Source organism: Pseudomonas flexibilis (assembly GCF_000806415.1).
Lineage (GTDB): Bacteria > Pseudomonadota > Gammaproteobacteria > Pseudomonadales > Pseudomonadaceae > Serpens > Serpens flexibilis.
The window spans coordinates 219,452-237,297 of the sequence record NZ_JTAK01000002.1 but is presented as its reverse complement, the minus strand read 5'-3'; the positions used below and the strand labels follow the sequence as shown (position 1 = coordinate 237,297).

Annotated in this window: 16 protein-coding genes and 4 tRNA genes; all 20 read right to left on the bottom strand. The window is 62.5% G+C overall.

What is annotated here, in order from left to right; all coding sequences use genetic code 11:
• Positions 1-61: 61 nt before the first annotated feature.
• Positions 62-1,084, bottom strand: coding sequence for a methyltransferase domain-containing protein (locus PT85_RS04880; protein ID WP_052199830.1), 1,023 nt, complete (start codon positions 1,082-1,084; stop codon positions 62-64).
• Positions 1,085-1,234: 150 nt separating this feature from the next.
• The gene (locus PT85_RS04875) at positions 1,235-2,803 is read right to left on the bottom strand and encodes a flagellar hook-associated protein 3 (protein ID WP_039606090.1); all 1,569 of its coding nucleotides are present in this window, start codon (positions 2,801-2,803) and stop codon (positions 1,235-1,237) included.
• Between the two features lie 15 nt (positions 2,804-2,818).
• Positions 2,819-4,846 carry a flagellar hook-associated protein FlgK gene (flgK, locus tag PT85_RS04870; protein WP_039606089.1) on the bottom strand — a complete coding sequence of 676 codons (2,028 nt, stop codon included), beginning with the start codon at positions 4,844-4,846 and terminating at the stop codon, positions 2,819-2,821.
• Between the two features lie 11 nt (positions 4,847-4,857).
• The gene (flgJ, locus tag PT85_RS04865) at positions 4,858-5,955 is read right to left on the bottom strand and encodes a flagellar assembly peptidoglycan hydrolase FlgJ (RefSeq protein WP_039606088.1); all 1,098 of its coding nucleotides are present in this window, start codon (positions 5,953-5,955) and stop codon (positions 4,858-4,860) included.
• 10 nt (positions 5,956-5,965) lie between these two features.
• Positions 5,966-7,066: a flagellar basal body P-ring protein FlgI gene (locus PT85_RS04860; RefSeq protein WP_027589435.1), complete on the bottom strand. Its 1,101-nt coding sequence runs from the start codon at positions 7,064-7,066 to the stop codon at positions 5,966-5,968.
• A 197-nt stretch (positions 7,067-7,263) separates the two neighbouring features.
• Positions 7,264-7,953, bottom strand: a complete 690-nt coding sequence (flgH, locus tag PT85_RS04855) for a flagellar basal body L-ring protein FlgH (protein WP_027589436.1) — start codon at positions 7,951-7,953, stop codon at positions 7,264-7,266.
• Between the two features lie 37 nt (positions 7,954-7,990).
• A complete protein-coding gene (gene flgG / locus PT85_RS04850) occupies positions 7,991-8,776 on the bottom strand; it encodes a flagellar basal-body rod protein FlgG (protein ID WP_027589437.1) in 786 nt (261 codons plus the stop codon).
• A gap of 42 nt (positions 8,777-8,818) precedes the next feature.
• Positions 8,819-9,556, bottom strand: coding sequence for a flagellar basal body rod protein FlgF (locus PT85_RS04845; protein WP_027589438.1), 738 nt, complete (start codon positions 9,554-9,556; stop codon positions 8,819-8,821).
• A gap of 279 nt (positions 9,557-9,835) precedes the next feature.
• Complete coding sequence (flgE, locus tag PT85_RS04840; protein WP_027589439.1) at positions 9,836-11,131, bottom strand: flagellar hook protein FlgE; 1,296 nt, start codon at positions 11,129-11,131, stop codon at positions 9,836-9,838.
• A gap of 24 nt (positions 11,132-11,155) precedes the next feature.
• Positions 11,156-11,833 carry a flagellar hook assembly protein FlgD gene (locus PT85_RS04835; protein ID WP_027589440.1) on the bottom strand — a complete coding sequence of 226 codons (678 nt, stop codon included), beginning with the start codon at positions 11,831-11,833 and terminating at the stop codon, positions 11,156-11,158.
• An 11-nt stretch (positions 11,834-11,844) separates the two neighbouring features.
• The gene (gene flgC / locus PT85_RS04830) at positions 11,845-12,288 is read right to left on the bottom strand and encodes a flagellar basal body rod protein FlgC (RefSeq protein WP_027589441.1); all 444 of its coding nucleotides are present in this window, start codon (positions 12,286-12,288) and stop codon (positions 11,845-11,847) included.
• A gap of 3 nt (positions 12,289-12,291) precedes the next feature.
• On the bottom strand, positions 12,292-12,693 hold the full coding sequence (gene flgB / locus PT85_RS04825; RefSeq protein WP_027589442.1) for a flagellar basal body rod protein FlgB: 402 nt from the start codon (positions 12,691-12,693) through the stop codon (positions 12,292-12,294).
• 293 nt (positions 12,694-12,986) lie between these two features.
• Positions 12,987-14,651 carry a sulfatase-like hydrolase/transferase gene (locus PT85_RS04820; protein ID WP_039606087.1) on the bottom strand — a complete coding sequence of 555 codons (1,665 nt, stop codon included), beginning with the start codon at positions 14,649-14,651 and terminating at the stop codon, positions 12,987-12,989.
• A gap of 179 nt (positions 14,652-14,830) precedes the next feature.
• A complete protein-coding gene (locus tag PT85_RS04815; protein ID WP_039606086.1) occupies positions 14,831-15,802 on the bottom strand; it encodes a tRNA dihydrouridine synthase in 972 nt (323 codons plus the stop codon).
• 130 nt (positions 15,803-15,932) lie between these two features.
• Positions 15,933-16,373 carry an acyl-CoA thioesterase gene (locus PT85_RS04810; RefSeq protein ID WP_027589445.1) on the bottom strand — a complete coding sequence of 147 codons (441 nt, stop codon included), beginning with the start codon at positions 16,371-16,373 and terminating at the stop codon, positions 15,933-15,935.
• On the bottom strand, positions 16,370-17,020 hold the full coding sequence (locus tag PT85_RS04805) for a bifunctional 4-hydroxy-2-oxoglutarate aldolase/2-dehydro-3-deoxy-phosphogluconate aldolase (RefSeq protein WP_027589446.1): 651 nt from the start codon (positions 17,018-17,020) through the stop codon (positions 16,370-16,372). The genes PT85_RS04810 and PT85_RS04805 overlap by 4 nt, the downstream gene beginning before the upstream one ends.
• Before the next feature lie 260 nt (positions 17,021-17,280).
• Positions 17,281-17,356, bottom strand: a tRNA-Glu gene (locus tag PT85_RS04800).
• A 49-nt stretch (positions 17,357-17,405) separates the two neighbouring features.
• Positions 17,406-17,481: transfer RNA gene (locus PT85_RS04795), tRNA-Ala, on the bottom strand.
• Between the two features lie 53 nt (positions 17,482-17,534).
• Positions 17,535-17,610 (bottom strand) — tRNA-Glu (locus tag PT85_RS04790).
• Positions 17,611-17,642: 32 nt separating this feature from the next.
• Positions 17,643-17,718, bottom strand: a tRNA-Ala gene (locus PT85_RS04785).
• Between the last annotated feature and the right edge of the window lie 128 nt (positions 17,719-17,846).

Below are 17,846 nucleotides of genomic sequence, written 5' to 3'. Positions count from 1 at the left end.
CGACGTGCAATTACCCTGCCACCCACCCGGCGAATCGAAAGCATGCAGTGGCTGGAAATGTTCAGCCGGGCCGTCGGGCGATATAAAGGACGCTGGTCTTTTTCAAGCCCAGTTGCTCGAAGCAAACCTCACCAAAATAGTCGATTCCCAGTTGATCAAGCAGGAAGCCATTTTCTTCGATCTTGCGCACGTAATCATCGTGTGCATATAGCCGCACATGATCGTCCTGCCCATACAGTCTCCAGCGCTCGGCGGGGTCCGTGACGTTCGGGTCCTCCAGGGTCGTTTCAAGCCCCACGATGATGGGTGCCATGAGAATTCCGAATCCCCCTTTTCTGGTTACTCGCAGGAGCTCTTGGATCGCAGCATCATCACTGGCAACGTGCTCCAGCACATGGCTGCAAATGAAGAAATCAAACGACTCGCTTTCAAAGGGCAAGTTCTGCAAGTCAACTTGATAATCAACCCCTGCCATACCGAGATCCGCAGTCGCATACTTGAAGCCGCTGTTGCGCATAACACGGGAAAGGCACGCCTCGGGAGCGAAGTGAATGACGTTGTCGCCTGGTCGCAGCGCGCCATGTTGCATTTGTTGGTTTATCCAGTATGCGTACAGACGCTCCCTGTCCGAGGCACCGCAAGCGCTGCAGCTGTAGGTTTCATGCGCCGTCATCTCGCCCTTGCCGAAATGCTCGAAACCGTGACTCCTGGCAATCTGACGATAGGCTGCCGGGATTGGCTTGAAATGAATACCCTGGCTGTTGCAAACGGGACACACACAGGAAACAGAACTTGGCTGCAGTGGAACTGCCACACCACCAGCATTCATCTCTTCAATGATGGCCAGCAGATTATTCGAAACCCGATGCTGCGCCTCTCCCTGTAGGGATAAGGCGTTGCGAAAATAATGCATGGCCTTGGGAACATTACCCAGCCGGTAGTGCACAACCGCCATGTCATTGGCCAGTTCGGCAAAAGGCCCTACGAGTCGTTCAAGCTGTTCCAACAAGCTCAACGCATCAGCATATCTACCCTGCGAAAAAAGCGCCTCGGCTGTCTGCCGGGCCTTCTGGATACTTTCCATCACTTCACCTGAAATTTCATGATCATGTCTGCCAGGCAGCGACCTGGAGTAACTAACTGGCCAGATATCTCGCAAACACACATCTACCGCATAAAAAAAGCGGCGCGAAATCCATAGGAAGTCGCGCCGCTCATGACTTCACCCAAACGCTTACATCCGATCAAACAGACTCAACTGACTCACCCGCATAAATGCGGCCTGAGCGGCCTCCAGCTTGGTCTGTTGCAGAACCAGCCGGGAAGTTGCCTCGGCGATATCGGTGTCGCGAATCAGCGATTGGGTCGATGCGTTGTAAACACTCAGACTCTCGTTCTCCAGGGTCAGGGTGTCGATGCTGTTTAGGCGAGCACCAATGTGCGCCTGGGTGCTTTCGATCTGCATCATCCCACTGTCGATGTTGCCCAGCGCGGTGGCGATGGCTTCACGGATGCGCAGGTTGCCGCCTTCAATGCCATCGGCCGGTTGTTCCAGGGCCTGGCGCAACTGGGCGATGGTGTTGAGGATGTTCTGGTTTTCCTGTGAGTCGGCCGAGATGCTGAACTGATCACCTGCGACCGGAGCGCCACTAAAGCTGAACTCGACACCCGCCACCGTCAGTGTGTTGCTGACGCCATCAAAGGTGCTCGGTATGGGGGCGTTACCCGGCTGCGCGAAGGCCTGATAGGCAGCGCCGTCGTAGGTCAAGGTCACGCCGCCCGCCGGAAAACCGGCCGCATAGGCGTCTGCGTCAACGACCGTTGAGTCGGTGATCTGCGCCGAAGCGCTGCTGCCCACAGTCGCAAAACGGTCCGGCGCCATGCCGATCTCGAAACTGTGGCCGTCAAGCAAGGTGGCATAGTCGCTTTCCGATTCGCCGTCCTTCAGCATGGCGTCCAGGGTGAATTCGACGCCCAGGAAGCTGATCTTGGGATTTTCAAGCGTCGGATCGTAGGACCCCACGCCGCCATCCTGGGCCGGTACAAGAACGTTGTTCTTGTCGTAAACCTCGTAACTGATGTTGCCGGTAGCAGCATCACCACTGATTTCCAGGCGATACGGCGCACCGGCGCGGAAACCACCATCGAAATCCCGCTGAGTGGCGACGGTGCCCTGGGACAGGTAAAGACGCTGGCCGTTCGGGCCGGCGGTATCAAGCCGGGTCTCGGTGCGACTGACGTTCTTCGCACTCTCGAACGCATCAAAGCCGTTGTCGCTGATACTGATCTGTGTGCCGGTAGCCACCTGCAGATACTGCTGGCTGTGATCACCCTGATAGCTGTAGGTGCCGTCTGCGTTGCGTACGTAGGGCTGGATACCGCTCTGACTGCCGCTGAACCAGTACTCTCCGCTGGCGTTCTTGCTGTTCATCAACCCAAATAGCTCGTTCTCGATCTGCTTGAGTTCGGCGGCGATGGCCTGGCGGTTGTGATCGTTGTACGCACCGTTGCCCGCATGCCCAGCCAGATCACGGGCGCGCTGCGCCACATTGATCATCGATTTGAGAATGCTTTCTTCCTGGGTCAAGGAATTGGTGGCATCGGTCATGTTGGCCTTGTACTGGCCCAACAGGTTGGCCTGCTGTTCCAGCTGCAACAGGCGTGCCGAACCCACCGGGTCGTCAGCCGGAGTCTGGATGCGTACACCGGTCGTCAGCTGCTGATGGGTCTTGCTCAACTCCGCGTAGCCCTTGTTGTAGCTGGACACGTGGGAGTTGAAGACCTGATTCGTCGACAGTCGCATAGTCGTCTACCTGCCTTAGAGCGCGCTGAGCAGCGTGTTGAAGGTTTCCTGGGCCGCCTTGATGATCTGCGAGGAGGCGGTGTAGTACTGCTGGAACTTGATCAGGTTGGCCGCCTCTTCATCCAGGTTCACGCCGGACAGCGACTCGCGCGTGGCGCTGGCCTGGGTCAGGATCGCCTCGGTGGCGCCGTTGTCAGCCTTGGCTTGGGCGGTCTTGGCGCCCACTTGCTGAACCAGCGATCCGTATGCAGTAGTGAAGCTGGTGCCCTTGCCGCCGGTAACGCCAACGGTCTGCGCGTTCTGCAGGTCCTGCAGCTTCAGGGCGTTGCGGTTGTCCGACTGGCCGTCGCGGTTGAAGGCGATGGTGAAGCTGTCACCCTTGGCCGGCGAACCGCTGGCCGTGGTGGTGAATTCGACGGTGTTCGGGGCTGTGCCTAGCGTGAACGACAGTTCCTTGGAGTGGCCGGGAATGAAGTTGCCGCCGGCGCCGACGATCTCGCCACCCGCCGCGTCGTACAGCTTGTAGCTCTGCACGCCAGTCGCTGGGTCCACATCACCAAACACCAGCTTGACCGGCATGGCGTCCTTTACCGCGATCTGCTGGGCGGCGAAGTCCGGGGAGTAGATGTCCAGATGAGTAGTCAGCTCCGGCTGGGTGATTCCGCCAGTGCCGTAGTTGCCGCCGCCCGCGACGGCGTTCAGCGGCGCGGCGAAGCCCAGGCGTTTGTGCTCGGTGAGCGCCACATCGATGTCGCCGGCGGCATGGCGGGTGGGGATCAGCGTGAAGCGATCGCCCTCCTGGGCAGTGCCACTGAACGATACGGTGACCCCATCGAACGTAAGTTCTTGTTTCGGCGCAACAGTGGGATCGAAAGCAAACGGGCTGCCCGGCATGACTGTTCCGTCGGACCGTCGCACGCTGATCGACGTATCGGTTTCAAACTTCACTTCATAGTCGTAAATCGTCAGCTGACTAGTATCGCTGATGGAAACTTCGAAATTGCCCGTGCCCGTGTTGCCGGCCTGGGCAATACTCCGCTGCCCCAGCAGTGCCGGATCGTTGATATTGCCGAACAGCGTGGCGCCGAAATTGCCATTCAGGTCCAGGCCCTGGGCCAGCTGCTGGTTGACGCGGTCGGCCACCACCAGAGACAGGCGACCCAGCTCGTTCATGGCCGGGTCCAGGACTTCGCTGCGGTAGCGCAGCAAACCACCGATGGAACCGCCCGTGAGCACGTTGCTGACGTCCATGCGCGAGGTGGGTGTCTGGAAGATCAGTGCAGTGCGCGACGGGTCATCCTGGCTGGGCTCGGCCACCAGCCGGTTGGCGGTATTGCCGATCACCAGGGGCTGGCCATTACCGAGGAACAGGGCGTACTGGCCGTCCTGGTCGACGGTCTTCACGCCCACCAGCTCGTTGAGTTCACGCACCGCCTGCTCCCGTGCATCGAGCAGGTCATTCGGGCTGCCACCGTTGGCGCCGGCGGTGCGAATCGCCAGGTTCAACTCGGCGACGGTCTTGGCCAGGTCGTTGACCTTGTTGGCCATGGTGCCCAGTTGCTGATTGAGGTAGCCGGACTGATCCTTGAGCTGGGTCTGTACCGAGTTGAAACGGTCGCTCAGCGATTGAGCCGAGCTCAGGAACAGCTTGCGCGAGGCCTCGTCGGACGGCTTGCTGGCCACGTTCTGCAGCGCGTCGAAGAAACCGGTTAGCACGGTATTCACGCCCGTGCCGCTGTCGGCCAGCAGCGAGTTGACCTGATTGATGCTCTCCAGGTACGCCTTGGTGTCACCGTTCAGGGAAGTGGCGCTCTGCAGCTGCGTATCAATGAAGCCACTGTAGATGCGACGCACGTCCTGCAGGGTGGTGCCGCTGCCAATGAAGCCGGCCGGGCCGATGTACTGGCCACCCGCGGATTTCTGCATGACTTGCTGACGGGAATATCCAGCGGTATCCGCGTTGGTGATGTTGTGGCCAACAGTGTTCAGCTGGGCCTGGCTGGCCTGCAGCCCGGATACACCAATGGAAAGCAAACCTGCCATGTTTCAGTTCCCTAACTGTTCTTGTTCGACCCGGCGGCGGCGACCATCTGATAGGTCTGCAACTGGCGGGCGATCTGGTTGACCTTGCTGGCGTACTGCGGGTCGGTGGCGTAACCGGCCTTCTGCAGTTCGCTCATGAACCTGTCCGGGTTATCGGCGGACTTGAGGGCTTCTTGATAGCGGCCGTTGCCCTGCAGGAAGTCCACGTAGTCCTCGAAGCTCTGGGCGAAGGAGTCGTAGGCGCGGAAACGCGCGCTCTCTTTCACCGGCTGGCCGTTGTAGTACTCGGTGGTCAGCGTTTCGGCGCTGGCACCCTGCCAGCCGCCGTGGGCCTTGATGCCGAACAGGTTGTGACTGCTGCCGTTGTCGCCCTGGATGATCGAGGCGCCCCAGCCGGTTTCCAGCGCGGCCTGGGCGACCAGGTAGCGCGGATCGACGCCCAGGCGGCGGGCGGCGTTCTCGGCCATCGGCAGCAGGGCCGCGGCAAATTGTTCAGGGCTCTCGAAGCGCCCCGGCAATACATTGCCGCTCGACGGGTGCCAGCCCAGATCCACCAGCGGCTTGCCATCCTGCACAGCGTCGATGGGCGCGGCGGACACGTTTGGCGGGTTTTCGCGGCGGGCACTGACCGTCACCGGCAGATGGGTCAGGCGTCGGGCACGCAGGGCGGCGCGGTCGTCGCGCACGGCTTCGACCTCTGTCGCAGCAGCCGCATCCAGTGGGGTGGCAACCTGGCCCAGCACCGCCTGATCCGGCGTGGCGAACGGATTGGGCCGATGGCTGCCCTTGCGCTCGGTCATCTGGCGCACCAATACATCGGCCAGGCCGATGCCGCCGCCCTCGCGGGACAGGGTCACTGCCAGCTGCTGATCGTGCATCTGTTGGTAGTGCTTGGTGGTTTCGGTGTTCAGGAAGCTGTCGCCAGTCAGCGCCTGGTTGGCGCTGCGCATGGCCTTGAACATCTCGTTGACGAACAGCGACTCGAACTCCTGCGCGACCTTGCGCACGTTGGCTTCGCTGTCGCGATCCTTGCCGGTCTTCAGCTGGTTGAGGCGGTTGAGGTCGGTGTAGGCACCGCTGTCCCCAACCCCGGGCACTCGGGACTTCATGGCGCCTCCGTCAGATCACGATCAGCTCGGCCTGCAGCGCGCCGGCCTGCTTGAGGGCTTCGAGAATAGCCATCAGGTCGCTGGGCGCCGCGCCCACCTGGTTCACGGCACGAACGATCTCATCCAGCGTGGTGCCCGGAGCGAACTTGAACATGGGGTTGCGCTCCTGCTCGGCCTTGATGCGCGAGTTGGGCACCACCACGGTTTCGCCTTCGGAGAACGGCGCCGGCTGACTGATGATCGGGTCCTCGCTGATGCTGACCATCAGACTGCCGTGGGTCACCGCCGCCGGCGCCACGCGCACGTTCTGGCCGATGACGATGGTGCCGGTGCGCGAGTTGATGATGACCTTGGCGGCGGCCTGGCCCAGATCGATCTCCAGGTTTTCCAGGATGGCGATGTAATCGACACGCTGGTTGGGATCCAGCGGTGCGCTGATGCGCACCGACGCGGCGTCGATGGCGTTGGCCACGCCCGGGCCGAGCAGATCGTTGACGCGGTCGACGATGTTCTTGGCGGTGGTGAAGTCCGGACGGTTGAGGTTCAGGGTCAGGCTGTTGCCTTGGCTGAACGCGGTCGGCACCGCACGCTCCACCGTAGCCCCCGAGGGGATGCGGCCGCTGGACGGCACGTTGACGGTGATCCGCGAGCCGTCGTTGCCGCTGGCATCGAAGCCGCCAACCACCAGGTTGCCCTGGGCGATGGCGTAGATGTTGCCGTCAATCCCCTTGAGCGGCGTGAGCAGCAGGCTGCCGCCACGCAGGCTCTTGGCGTTGCCGATGGACGACACGGTGATGTCGATGGTCTGGCCCGGCTTGGCGAACGGCGGCAGGTCGGCATGGATGGACACGGCGGCGACGTTCTTCAACTGCACGCTGCCTATGTTGGCCGGAACCTTGATACCGAACTGGGTCAGCATGTTGTTGAAGGTCTGCAGGGTGAACGGCGTCTGGGTGGTCTGGTCACCCGTGCCGTTCAGGCCCACCACCAGGCCGTAGCCAATCAACTGGTTGCTGCGCACACCCTGGATGCTGGCGATGTCCTTGAGGCGCTCGGCCTGGGCCGTCAGGCTGGCCACCAGGCCAAGGGCGAGAAGCAGGTATTTGATCATTGAGCCGACTCCCGTCGGCGGCCAGGAAAACGCTGACCGCCCTACGTCCTGTTGCCTACCTTGTGACCACCACCACGCCGTGGAAAGGCGTAGGGTGGACAACGTTTTTCTTGTCCACCAATCCCGGTGAACTCCGCGCGTACCGTTGGCGGCCAGGGAAAGCGCTGACTGCCCAACGCCGCGCCTACCCGCCCTCATCAGAACGGCCACAGCGGGCTCATGAAGAAGCGGTCCAGCCAGCCGGGCTGGCTGGTGTTGGCAAAGGCGCCGGTACCGGAATAGGTGATGCGCGCATCCGCCACGCGGGTCGAGGGCACGGTGTTGTCGGTGCCGATGTCCTCGGAACGCACCAGGCCGGCAATACGCACCAGCTCCTCGCCAGTATTCAGGGTCATCCACTTCTCGCCACGCACCGCCAGGATGCCGTTAGGCAGCACCTCAGCCACGGTGACAGTGATCGAGCCCGTGAGACTGTTGCTCTGCCCGGCCTTGCTGCTGCCGCTGGTGTCGCGCTCGGCGTCGTACTCGGCGCCAAGCGTCATGCGACCTCCGGTGAACGGGTTGGTGGTGCTGACCGCACCACCGAACAACGAGGTCAGGCCGATGCTCGCGCTGCTGTCCTTCTGCAACTGGGAGTTGGCGCTCTTGCTGGCCTGGGTCTTCTCATTGAGGGTGATGGTGATGATATCGCCGACCCGGTAGGCCTTGCGGTCATCGAACAGGTTCATGCCGAAGCCCGGCTGGTAGATGGCCCCGTTGTTCTGCTCCACCGGGAGCGGCGTACGTGGCAGCACAGGCGCGTAGTACGGCTCATCGGGCTTGGGCGGCGGCGACATGCAACCACTCAGCAGGACCAGGAACATCAGGGACAGTAGCAGCCGGAACATGGATACGACCTCTGGAACTCGCTAACCGCGAGAAGCCTTACAGCTGCTGGGTCACGAAGCCCAGCATGGAGTCGGCGGTGGAAATCACCTTCGAGTTCATCTCGTAGGCGCGCTGGGTGGTAATCATGTTCACCAGCTCTTCCACGGTGCTGACGTTGGAGTTCTCCAGGGTTTCCTGCAGCACGCTGCCCAGGCCGTTCACGCCCGGCTGACCGACCTGCGGCGCGCCGCTGGCTGCGGTCTCCAGGAACAGGTTGCCACCCACCGCCTGCAGGCCGGCCGGGTTGATGAAGTCGGCGGTCTGGATATTGCCGATCACCTGCACTGCGGCGTCACCCGCAACGGTGATGGACACGGTGCCGTCCTCGCCAACGGTGAACGTCTGGGTTTCCGGCGGCACGACAATCGCCGGTTCCAGCGCATAGCCGCTGGCGGTCACCACCTGGCCTTCGGAGTTCAGGTGGAAGGTACCGTCGCGGGTGTAGGCCACGGTGCCGTCCGGGGTGAGGATCTGGAAGAAACCCCGACCGTTGATGGCCATGTCCAGGGGCTGGTCGGTGGTCTGCAGGCTGCCTGGGTTGAAGTTCTTCTGGGTGCCGACAATGCGCACACCGGTGCCCAGTTGCAGGCCGGAGGGCAGCTCGGTGTCCTGGGTGGTATTGGCACCCGGCTGACGGCGAACCTGGTAGAGCAGGTCCTGGAACTCGGCACGGTCCTTCTTGAAACCGGTGGTCGAGACGTTGGCCAGGTTGTTGGAAATGGTGGTCAGGTTCATGTCCTGGGCGGACAGACCGGTCTTACTTACCCACAGGGCCGGAAGCATTGGAAATCTCCTTCATTCGGCGCCGCCTGGCGCCGTCTCGAATCAACTGATCTGCATGACCTTGGTCATCGCCGTGGCATCTTCCTCGGCGGTGCGCATCAACTTCACTTGCAGCTCGAACTGGCGGGACAGGGCCAGGATGGAGGTCATCTCGGCCACGGCATTCACGTTGCTGGTCTCCACGAAACCGGAAACCAGCTGGACATTGGCGTCGGCCTCAACGGGGCCGCCGGCGTGGTGGATCAGGCCGTCGAGGCCCTTTTCCAGGTTCGCGGGGTCCGGATTGACTAGCTTGATGCGGTCCACCACGGCCATCACATTGGGGTTCTCGCCCAGCGCGCGGACGCTGATGGTGCCGTCGCGGCCGATCTCGACCTTCTGCTCCGGCGGAATCACCACCGGGCCGGCATTGCCCATCACCGGCAAATCGTTGCCGGCGCGCAGGATGCCCACGGAGTCGATCTTCAGGCTGGCCGTGCGCACATAGGCTTCCTCGCCCAGCGGGGTCTGCACGGCGATCCAGCCGTCACCCTCGATGGCGATATCCAGCTCGCGACCGGTTTCCTGCAACGCTCCGGGAGTGAAATCGGTGGCGGGGCGCTCGGTCATGGCATAGGCGCGCGCCGGCAGGCTGTCGCCGAACACCGGCATGGAACGCGCCTGCTCGAAATCGCGGCGAAAGCCGCTGGTGGAGATGTTGGCCAGATTGTTGGCGTGCAGGCGCTGAGCCAGAGTGTTCTGGCTGGCACCGGTCATCGCCACGTAAAGCATCTTGTCCACTTCAATCCTCCGGCAGGTTCTTGCCGCCCTTGCGGGCTTTGCCAGAGAAGGAGCAAGCATCGTGCCAGATGCGAAGTACCGCACATGACCTGTAGGAGGGGCTTTAGCCGCGACGCTTCTTTTTGGGGGCTGCAGCATCGTAGGGTGGATCGCGCTTCACCGATCCACCGAGCGCGCCATGCCGGCGCGATGGTGGACAGGAATAGCGCTGTCCACCCTACATCGGGCCAAACAAAAAACGGGAGCCCGCAGGCTCCCGTTTCCTTATTCGCGCAACCATCAGGTCATGTTGATGGTGGTCTGCATGACGGTGGTCTGGGTGGTGACCGTCTTGGCGTTGGCCTGGTAGTTGCTCTGCGCCTTGATCAGCTGTACCAGCTGTGCGGTCAGGTCGACGTTGGATTCCTCCAGCGCGCCGGCCTGGATGGCACCGAAGGTGCCGGTCTTGGCCATGCCCTCGATCGGTACGCCCGAGGCATAGGTTTCCACCCAGGCGGTACCGCCGACCGGCTTCAGACCCTGCGGGTTGGAGAAGTTCACCAGCATCACCTGACCGATCAGCTTGGACTGGCCATTGGTAAAGGCGGCGAACATGTTGCCGGTTTCGTCGATGTTCAGGCCGGAGAGCTGGCCTGTAGCGTAACCATCCTGGTTCTGGCTGGTGACGGCGGAGACGGCGTTGTATTGAGTCATGTTGCTAAAGTCGACATGCACCCCGGTGGCACTGGCGACCGAGCCGTTGGACTGCCAGGCACCTGTGGCCGGATTCAGCTCAGCCGGCTCCCAGGCGGTAAGATCAATACTGGTCGGGCTCGGCAGTGCCGTATCCAAGGTGCCGGCCGAGTTGAAGGTCAGAGTGGTGCTCATGGCACTAAAGTCGTTCGGAACTACCGGCACCGTAGGGTTCAGGCCATCGATCTGGGTCAACATTTCCCATTCATTACCGCTGCGCTTAGCAAAGTACTGGGTCAGGGTATGGACGTTACCCAGCGAGTCATACACAGGCACCGAAGTAGACCAGTTGAAGGTATTCGGGTCCGCAGGATCGAAGGGATGCACCGCAGGATCGATCACCGAGGCGGTCGAGTCCAGATTGATGGTTTCGTTGATGATGCTGGTAGCCTTGGGCGAAACGTTGGACGTATCCACCCGCAGATCGGTCTTCTTGCCCTGCAGAATCTGCCCACCGACACCCACTTCGTAGCCTTGCAGGCGGAAGCCGGAGCTGTTCTGGATATAGCCATCCTTGTCGGTACCGAACTCACCGGCACGGGTGTACATCATCTGCCCCTGGGCGCTCAACGCGAAGAAGCCATTGCCGTTGATGGCCAGGTCCAGGCTGTTGCCGGTGTGGTTGATATTGCCCTGGGTGAACTGCTGGGAGATGGCAGCGGTGCGCACACCGGAACCGGCGACCTTGCCGCCGGTGCCGAGGATGGAGGCCGAGTAGACGTCGGCGAATTCGGCGCGCGAACCCTTGAAGCCGGTGGTGGCGACGTTGGCGATGTTGTTGCCGGTAACCGCGAGATCCTTGTTGGCCGCGGCCAGACCGCTCAGGGCGACGTTGAACGACATGGTGAAACTCCTTTCAGAATCCGGTTATTGGCCAATGGTCAGGACGCTGGAGAGCGGCAAGCGCCCCATGCCTGCAAGGTTCAGGTACATTTCGCCGCCCGCCAGGGTAACGCTGTTGACGGTGGCCGGCAGGAAGGTGGACAGCGCGGTGGGCGTGCCGTCGATTTCGGCTTCCGCCACGAACTTGTAATTGCCGGAGGGCACTTTCTCACCCTGCTCGTTGACGCCATCCCAGATGAAATCGACGGTACCGGCGCTCCAGTCGCCCATGGGCAGGGTTTTCACCAGGTTACCCTTGTCGTCATAGACCTTGACCGTCAGGTTGCTGCCATTGGCCGGCATCATCACGTTGCCGGTCAGGCTGCTGCTGGTGTCGACCAGCGACTTGTCGGTCTCGACAATCACCGAGCGACCGACCAGAGAGGACGCCTGCAGCGCCTGGGACGACTGGTAGCTGCCCATGAAGGACTCCACCGTCGAGTTCAGGTTGTTCATGCTTTCCAGGCTGGAGAACTGCGCCAGCTGGGCGACGAACTGGGTGTTGTCCTGCGGATCCAGCGGGTTCTGGTTTTCCATCTGCGCGACCAGCAGCTGCAGGAAGGAATCCTTGCCCAGGGCGCTGTCGCCGGTGGTGCTCGGCTTCTGCTTCAGCTGGTACTGGTCGAGAATGGATTGCGAGGTATTGGTATTAACGGTGCTCATGATCCTTCACCTTACTGACCGAGGGTCAGCACCTTCTGCAGCATGGTCTTGGCGGTATTCATCATTTCGGTGTTGGTCTGGAAGGCGCGGCTGGCGGAGATCATGTCAGCCATTTCCTCGACCACATTGACGTTCGGGTAGTAGACGTAGCCGTCCTTGTCCGCCGCCGGGTGGGTCGGCTCGTAGCGGGCCTGCAGCTCGGCCTGATCCTCAACGATGCCGGCGACGCGCACGCCGTAACCGGCGGCGTCCTGCTCGGCAAACAGCGACTGGCCGGCCGGATTGACCTGCTCCTGCAGCACGGTGGCAAACACCGGCTTGCGGGCGCGGTAGGTCTCTTCCAGGCTGGAGGACACGGTCTCGGCGTTGGCGATGTTGCTCGCCACGGTGTTCAGGCGGGTGCTCTGGGCGCTCATGCCACTACCGGCGATGTTGAATACGTTGGTCAGCGACATGGCTTATTCCCCCTTGATGGCCGACATCAGGCCTTTGAACTTGCTGTTGAGGAAGGTGAAGCTGGCCTGGAAATCCACCGCGTTCTTGGTGTAGGCGGCCTGCTCGACCTGCGCGTCCACGGTGTTGCCATCGATGGACGGGTGATGCGGGGTGCGGTACTGCAGCGACTCGGCGCTGAACGACACGCCCTCGCCCTCGATATGCCGGGCGCTGGTGCGGTTCAGGTTGAAGGTGCCGTTCTTGCTGGTCTGGCTGGCCAGCACGCTGGAGAATTCCAGATCACGCGCCTTGTAGTGCGGCGTATCGGCGTTGGCGATGTTGTTCGCCAGCACCTCGGCCCGCTGCGCGCGGAAGTTCAGAGCTTTCTCGTGAATCCCCAGCGCCTTGTCGAAACTGATAGCCATGTGCACTTCCTCGAATCGTTTGCCGGGCGCCGTTGCCGGTCGCCTTGCCTGCCCAAAGGAAAGCAAGCACTGTGCCAGCCGACCAAACCCTTTGATTTCAGGCACTTAGAGCAATGACCCTGGACGAGAAACGCGGCAGGCGGCACCCGCTTGCCGCTCGACGGCAAAGGCGACTGCCAGGGCGAAGGCCAGCGCACCCGTGGGAGCGAATTCATTCGCGAGCTCTTGGGGATTGCACGAAAGAGCTCGCGGACAAGTCCGCTCCTACAAAAAAAGCCAAAAACGGGGTCAGGTCACAGGTCCGGGGACACCACCTCGTCGAGCTCGATGCGCTTCCAGGCGGGCTCCGCACCCAGGCGCGCATTGAAGCGGGTATTGAAGGTGAACTCGTCGTCGCTGTGCAGACTCAGCGGGGTGCCGTAGGTGACCCGTATCGCCTCCAGCTCGTAGCCGAGTAGCTGCAACAGCGTCGGGAACAGGTTGTAGTGGCTGGAATTGTTGCGATTGGCTTCCAGCGCCGCCGCCCAGTCCAGGGTCTGCAGATTGCTGCCCTGCAGGACAACCAGCGGCACCAGCCCCTCCTCCACCACCGGGTCGCCACCACAATGGGTATTCAGGCCCGGGTTACCGCGCTCGTGCAGGTCCTGGCCATGGTCCGAGGTATACAACACCACGGCGCGACTCAGGTCGGCCCGTGCCAGCAGCCGCGAGAAGAATTCCCCGACATTCCACAGCAAGGTGTTGCGGTAGGCGTTGCGGTAGCGCAGCCAGTCCTCGGCCCGACCATCGAAACCGTCCCGCTCGCCGGTATCGCCGATGTCCAGGTAGCGGCCGCGCGGCAACGCCGGCTGGTAGCGCAGGAATTCGTCAGGGAACTTGTCGTGCACCGGGAAATGCGCGCCCATCTTGTTGACCAGGATCAGCTCGGGCCGGTCGTTGCCGAGCAGCTCGACCAGGCTGTCGGCCACCGCCATGTCGCGATCGCGCACCCGCACGTCGTCGTACTGGATGAAGGCGTCCAGCTCCAGCACTTCGTCCTTGGTCATCAGGTTCTGCAGGGCGCCATGGGTACGCTGGGCATCGATGTAGACCGTACGCAGCCCCGCCTGCCGGGCGTATTGCCAGATGGACGGCATGGTGGAATTGATGCGCAGGTAGTCGTCACGGGTGCCACCGTAGCGCAGGGTGACATTGGTGTCGGCACTGCAATTGGCAATCGAGGCGGCATAACCGTAGTTGAACAGGCTCACCCCGGATGGTAGCGATTTCAGACCGCTGGTCACTCCCTGCGGGTGGTTGATATCCAGGTAATGGCCGGACACGCTCTCGTCGATGATCAGCACGATGTCGTGATCGACGACCCGGCCGCTGCGCGGCAGCGAGACCGGCTGACGCTCGCCCACGGTGTCGCCCAGCGCCTCATAGCTGTACAGCCCCAGATAGGCCAGCGGCGTATACATCATCGGCAGGCCACGGGCGCCTGCACCGGCACGCACGAACAGCACACTGGCCAGCAGCAGTAGACCCACCCAGGGCGCGACACCCGCCACCCACCTAGGTACCGGCGCGGAAGCCGGCCTCAGACCGATGCCGAGCAGCAGCAGCACACCGGTGGCTCCGGCATGCAGGATGCTGTCGCGAAACTGATGGTACGCCTCGTCGATGAAGGCATGTGAATGCAGCAGTGAAACGAACTGCGGGTAGGTCAGGTAATCGACGGTCACGCGGTGGTAGGCGTCGAAGAACACCGCGGCGCCGAACAGCGCCAGCGCGTATCCCCAGCGCAGCACCGCCTGCCGGCAGTAGGCAGCCAGGAACAGGCAAGCGACCAGGAAGCCGAACATTCCCAGAAACAGGACGGTGGCGCCCACCCCCTCGAGCTCGGCCAGGCGCCCCCGGTAATAGTCATGGCCGGAAAGAAGATAGGCGAGCAGCAGCAGAGGCTTCAGGAATGACATGGGGGCTTCCAGGCGACGCGGGCAATCCGCAGGCAACGAATCCCGGTGCGGCACCCACGCTTCCGGCTTGCCGGCACGACCTCCCCTCCCGCAGCGTACTACCCGAGTGCATCCATGCGACCAGCGAACCTGCGTCGTAACCGTTTTGTCACGATAGTCGTGTATAGCGCAGCGGCAAGTCAGCCCGCCCGAAGGAGGACGTCTTTCTCTTCGGCACGCAACAGGTCCTCGATACGGTCACAGTCCTCCTCGCGGCGAATCCGCTCGAACAGACCCACGGCCTCCGGGTAACCGCGCGTCAGCATACCCAGCCACTGCTTGAGCCGCCCCGGCGCGTAGCGCGGCGCGAGCCGGTTGCGCGAGCGCTGCCAGAACTCGTGCAGCAGCGGCAGCAGCTCGCCCCACCCCATGGGCTCGACGACACGGCCGACGCGGGCAGCAGCAATTTGCCGCGCCAGATCGGGCCGCGCCACCAGGCCCCGACCGAGCATCACATCCTCAACGCCGCTGACAGCCCGACAGCGCTGCCAGTCTTCCAATGTCCAGACTTCGCCGTTGGCGTATACGGGCACGCGCACCGCCTCCTGGACGCGAGCCACCCATTCCCAGTGGGCGGGCGGACGGTAGCCCTGCACCTTGGTGCGGGCATGCACCACCAGTTGCCCGGCCCCACCGTCCACCAGCGCACGCGCGCAATCCAGCGCGCCGTCGGGACTGTCGAAGCCCAGGCGCATCTTGGCGGTGACCGGAATCGACGCCGGCACCGCACGCCGTACCTCGCACAGAATCCGGTGCAGCAGCTCCGGCTCCTTGAGCAGTACCGCCCCACCGCGTGATTTGTTGACCGTCTTGGCCGGACAGCCAAAGTTCAGATCGATGACCGGCGCGCCCATCTCACAGGCGAGGGCGGCGTTGTCGGCGAGACAGGCGGGATCGGAACCCAACAGCTGCACACGCATGGGCGTGCCGGCCGCGGTGCGCGAACCACGCGCCAGCTCCGGCGCCAGCTTGAGGAACTGACTCTCCGGTAGCAGCCGGTCGCAGACGCGGATGAATTCGGTGACGCACCAGTCGACGCCGCCCACCCGGGTGAGCAGGTCACGCATCAGTTCGTCGACCAACCCTTCCATGGGGGCCAGGGCGATTTGCATGGGTATGACTCGTGGAGCGCAAGGGGCGCGTAGTGTACGGGGATGATTGCGCAGGCGGGAGCTGGCGCGGGTCCAGCACCGCGACCGGCTCTGTGGGAGCGGACTCGTCCGCGAGCTCGTCGGCGGCTGCCTACGGCTGTGTCATCACCAACGCCCGACCATAACCCTCAACGAACTCGGCCGGCATGCGTCGCGGGCGACCAGTGGACAGCTCGATGCAGGCAAAGGTGGTCTGCGCGCGCAGCAGGGTCACGCCATCGGCCGGGCGCACCAACTGAAAGCGCCGCAGCATGCGCAGCCGGTGGTCGGATTCGACGATCCAGGTACCCATGCACAGCCACTCACCCTGATAGGCGCTAGCCAGGTAGTCCACCTCGTGGCGCACCACGGCCATGGCCCGATCCAGCCGCCGGTAAGCGGCCAGGTCCAGGCCGAGATGCTGCGAATGGCCCCAGGCGCAACGCTCCATCCACCTGACGTAGGTGGCATTGTTGGCATGGCCCAGCTCATCGATATCCTCAGCGACCACCTCCAGCTCACGCACGAAGGGATCGGGAAGATCCCACTTCATCGCGGCGCGTCCAGACTGGCGGCCAGCGAGCAGGCTTCGCTGGCCAGCTGGGTGATCTGGTCCCAGGCACGCGCCTTGACCAGATCAGCCGGGGCGATCCAGGTTCCGCCGACGCAAGCCACGTTGGGCAGACGCAGGAAGGTCAGCAGGTTGTCGACGTTGATACCACCGGTGGGACAGAAACGGATGCCGGTGAACGGCCCCTTGAGGCTCTTGAGCATCTTCACGCTACCGGTGCCATTGGCCGGAAACAGCTTCAGCGAGCGGTACCCGTACTCCAGCGCCAGCAGCACTTCGGAGGGTGTCAGCACCCCCGGCAGGTAGGGCATCTGTACATTTTCCGCCGCCAGCGCCAGGCGCTCGGTGCAACCGGGGCTGACAGCGAACTGGGCGCCAGCGTCGCGCGCCTCGAGAAACTGCTCGGCATGGATCAGGGTGCCGGCGCCGACGATCAGGTCCGGCAGCTCGCGGCGGATGATCGACACGGCCTCCAGCGCGCGTGGCGTGCGCAGCGTGACTTCGAGCACCCGGATGCCACCGGCATGCAGCGCCTGCGCCAGGGCCAGCGCACTGCCCACGTCCTCGATCACCAGCACCGGCAGAACCGGACGGGCCTGCTGCAAAATCGCTTCCATCGTCAGGCTCATGACACGCACCCCGCAATACGGAAAGAAAGGTCGCCCGGGCATCTACCCGTGCGACCCGAGCATGATCGCAAATACTTCGCGAACAAGGCCAGCGGATCGCGGCGCAGCCCCCTGTGGGAGCAAATTCATTCGCGAGTCTTCAGACGCGTTCCGTCCCCACAGCGCTGAGGCAACCGTGACCATGGTTTTTTTCACGGAAAAAACAAAAGGGCCGCCACATGGGCGACCCTGGATTCCCGCAAAAAGCACGGGCAAGAAAATGGCGTCCCCTAGGGGACTCGAACCCCTGTTACCGCCGTGAAAGGGCGGTGTCCTAGGCCACTAGACGAAGGGGACGAAACCTTCGAAGAACGAGGCCAGCTTGAGCTGGCCTTGCCGTGGAATTTGGTGGAGCTAGACGGGATCGAACCGTCGACCTCTTGCATGCCATGCAAGCGCTCTCCCAGCTGAGCTATAGCCCCGGATTTTTCGTCTCTCGACGTGTGTACCGCATGACTGCGATACCGCTGGAATATGGCGTCCCCTAGGGGACTCGAACCCCTGTTACCGCCGTGAAAGGGCGGTGTCCTAGGCCACTAGACGAAGGGGACGAAACCTTCAAGACCGCACCTCAAGAGAGGTTTGGTGGAGCTAGACGGGATCGAACCGTCGACCTCTTGCATGCCATGCAAGCGCTCTCCCAGCTGAGCTATAGCCCCGTGCGTCAGGACGGGGCGCATATTAGGTTCGACCCGCTCCCCTGTCAACAGTATTTTTCAACGGAAGTGAATTTTTTTTGCCAGCAGAACAAACACTTAGGCAAACCGGCCGTTGATCGGGGTTTTCT

What these genes read in the sequence shown, in the direction of transcription:
- flgC (WP_027589441.1), bottom strand. Translation starts at nt 12,288, where the DNA reads ATGTCGCTGACCAACGTATTCAACATCGCCGGTAGTGGCATGAGCGCC.
- flgJ (WP_039606088.1), bottom strand. Translation starts at nt 5,955, where the DNA reads ATGAAGTCCCGAGTGCCCGGGGTTGGGGACAGCGGTGCCTACACCGAC.
- PT85_RS04860 (WP_027589435.1), bottom strand. Translation starts at nt 7,066, where the DNA reads ATGATCAAATACCTGCTTCTCGCCCTTGGCCTGGTGGCCAGCCTGACG.
- PT85_RS04805 (WP_027589446.1), bottom strand. Translation starts at nt 17,020, where the DNA reads ATGAGCCTGACGATGGAAGCGATTTTGCAGCAGGCCCGTCCGGTTCTG.
- flgK (WP_039606089.1), bottom strand. Translation starts at nt 4,846, where the DNA reads ATGGCAGGTTTGCTTTCCATTGGTGTATCCGGGCTGCAGGCCAGCCAG.
- flgH (WP_027589436.1), bottom strand. Translation starts at nt 7,953, where the DNA reads ATGTTCCGGCTGCTACTGTCCCTGATGTTCCTGGTCCTGCTGAGTGGT.
- PT85_RS04880 (WP_052199830.1), bottom strand. Translation starts at nt 1,084, where the DNA reads ATGGAAAGTATCCAGAAGGCCCGGCAGACAGCCGAGGCGCTTTTTTCG.
- flgB (WP_027589442.1), bottom strand. Translation starts at nt 12,693, where the DNA reads ATGGCTATCAGTTTCGACAAGGCGCTGGGGATTCACGAGAAAGCTCTG.
- flgG (WP_027589437.1), bottom strand. Translation starts at nt 8,776, where the DNA reads ATGCTTCCGGCCCTGTGGGTAAGTAAGACCGGTCTGTCCGCCCAGGAC.
- flgE (WP_027589439.1), bottom strand. Translation starts at nt 11,131, where the DNA reads ATGTCGTTCAACGTCGCCCTGAGCGGTCTGGCCGCGGCCAACAAGGAT.
- PT85_RS04810 (WP_027589445.1), bottom strand. Translation starts at nt 16,373, where the DNA reads ATGAAGTGGGATCTTCCCGATCCCTTCGTGCGTGAGCTGGAGGTGGTC.
- PT85_RS04815 (WP_039606086.1), bottom strand. Translation starts at nt 15,802, where the DNA reads ATGCAAATCGCCCTGGCCCCCATGGAAGGGTTGGTCGACGAACTGATG.
- PT85_RS04875 (WP_039606090.1), bottom strand. Translation starts at nt 2,803, where the DNA reads ATGCGACTGTCGACGAATCAGGTCTTCAACTCCCACGTGTCCAGCTAC.
- PT85_RS04820 (WP_039606087.1), bottom strand. Translation starts at nt 14,651, where the DNA reads ATGTCATTCCTGAAGCCTCTGCTGCTGCTCGCCTATCTTCTTTCCGGC.
- PT85_RS04835 (WP_027589440.1), bottom strand. Translation starts at nt 11,833, where the DNA reads ATGAGCACCGTTAATACCAATACCTCGCAATCCATTCTCGACCAGTAC.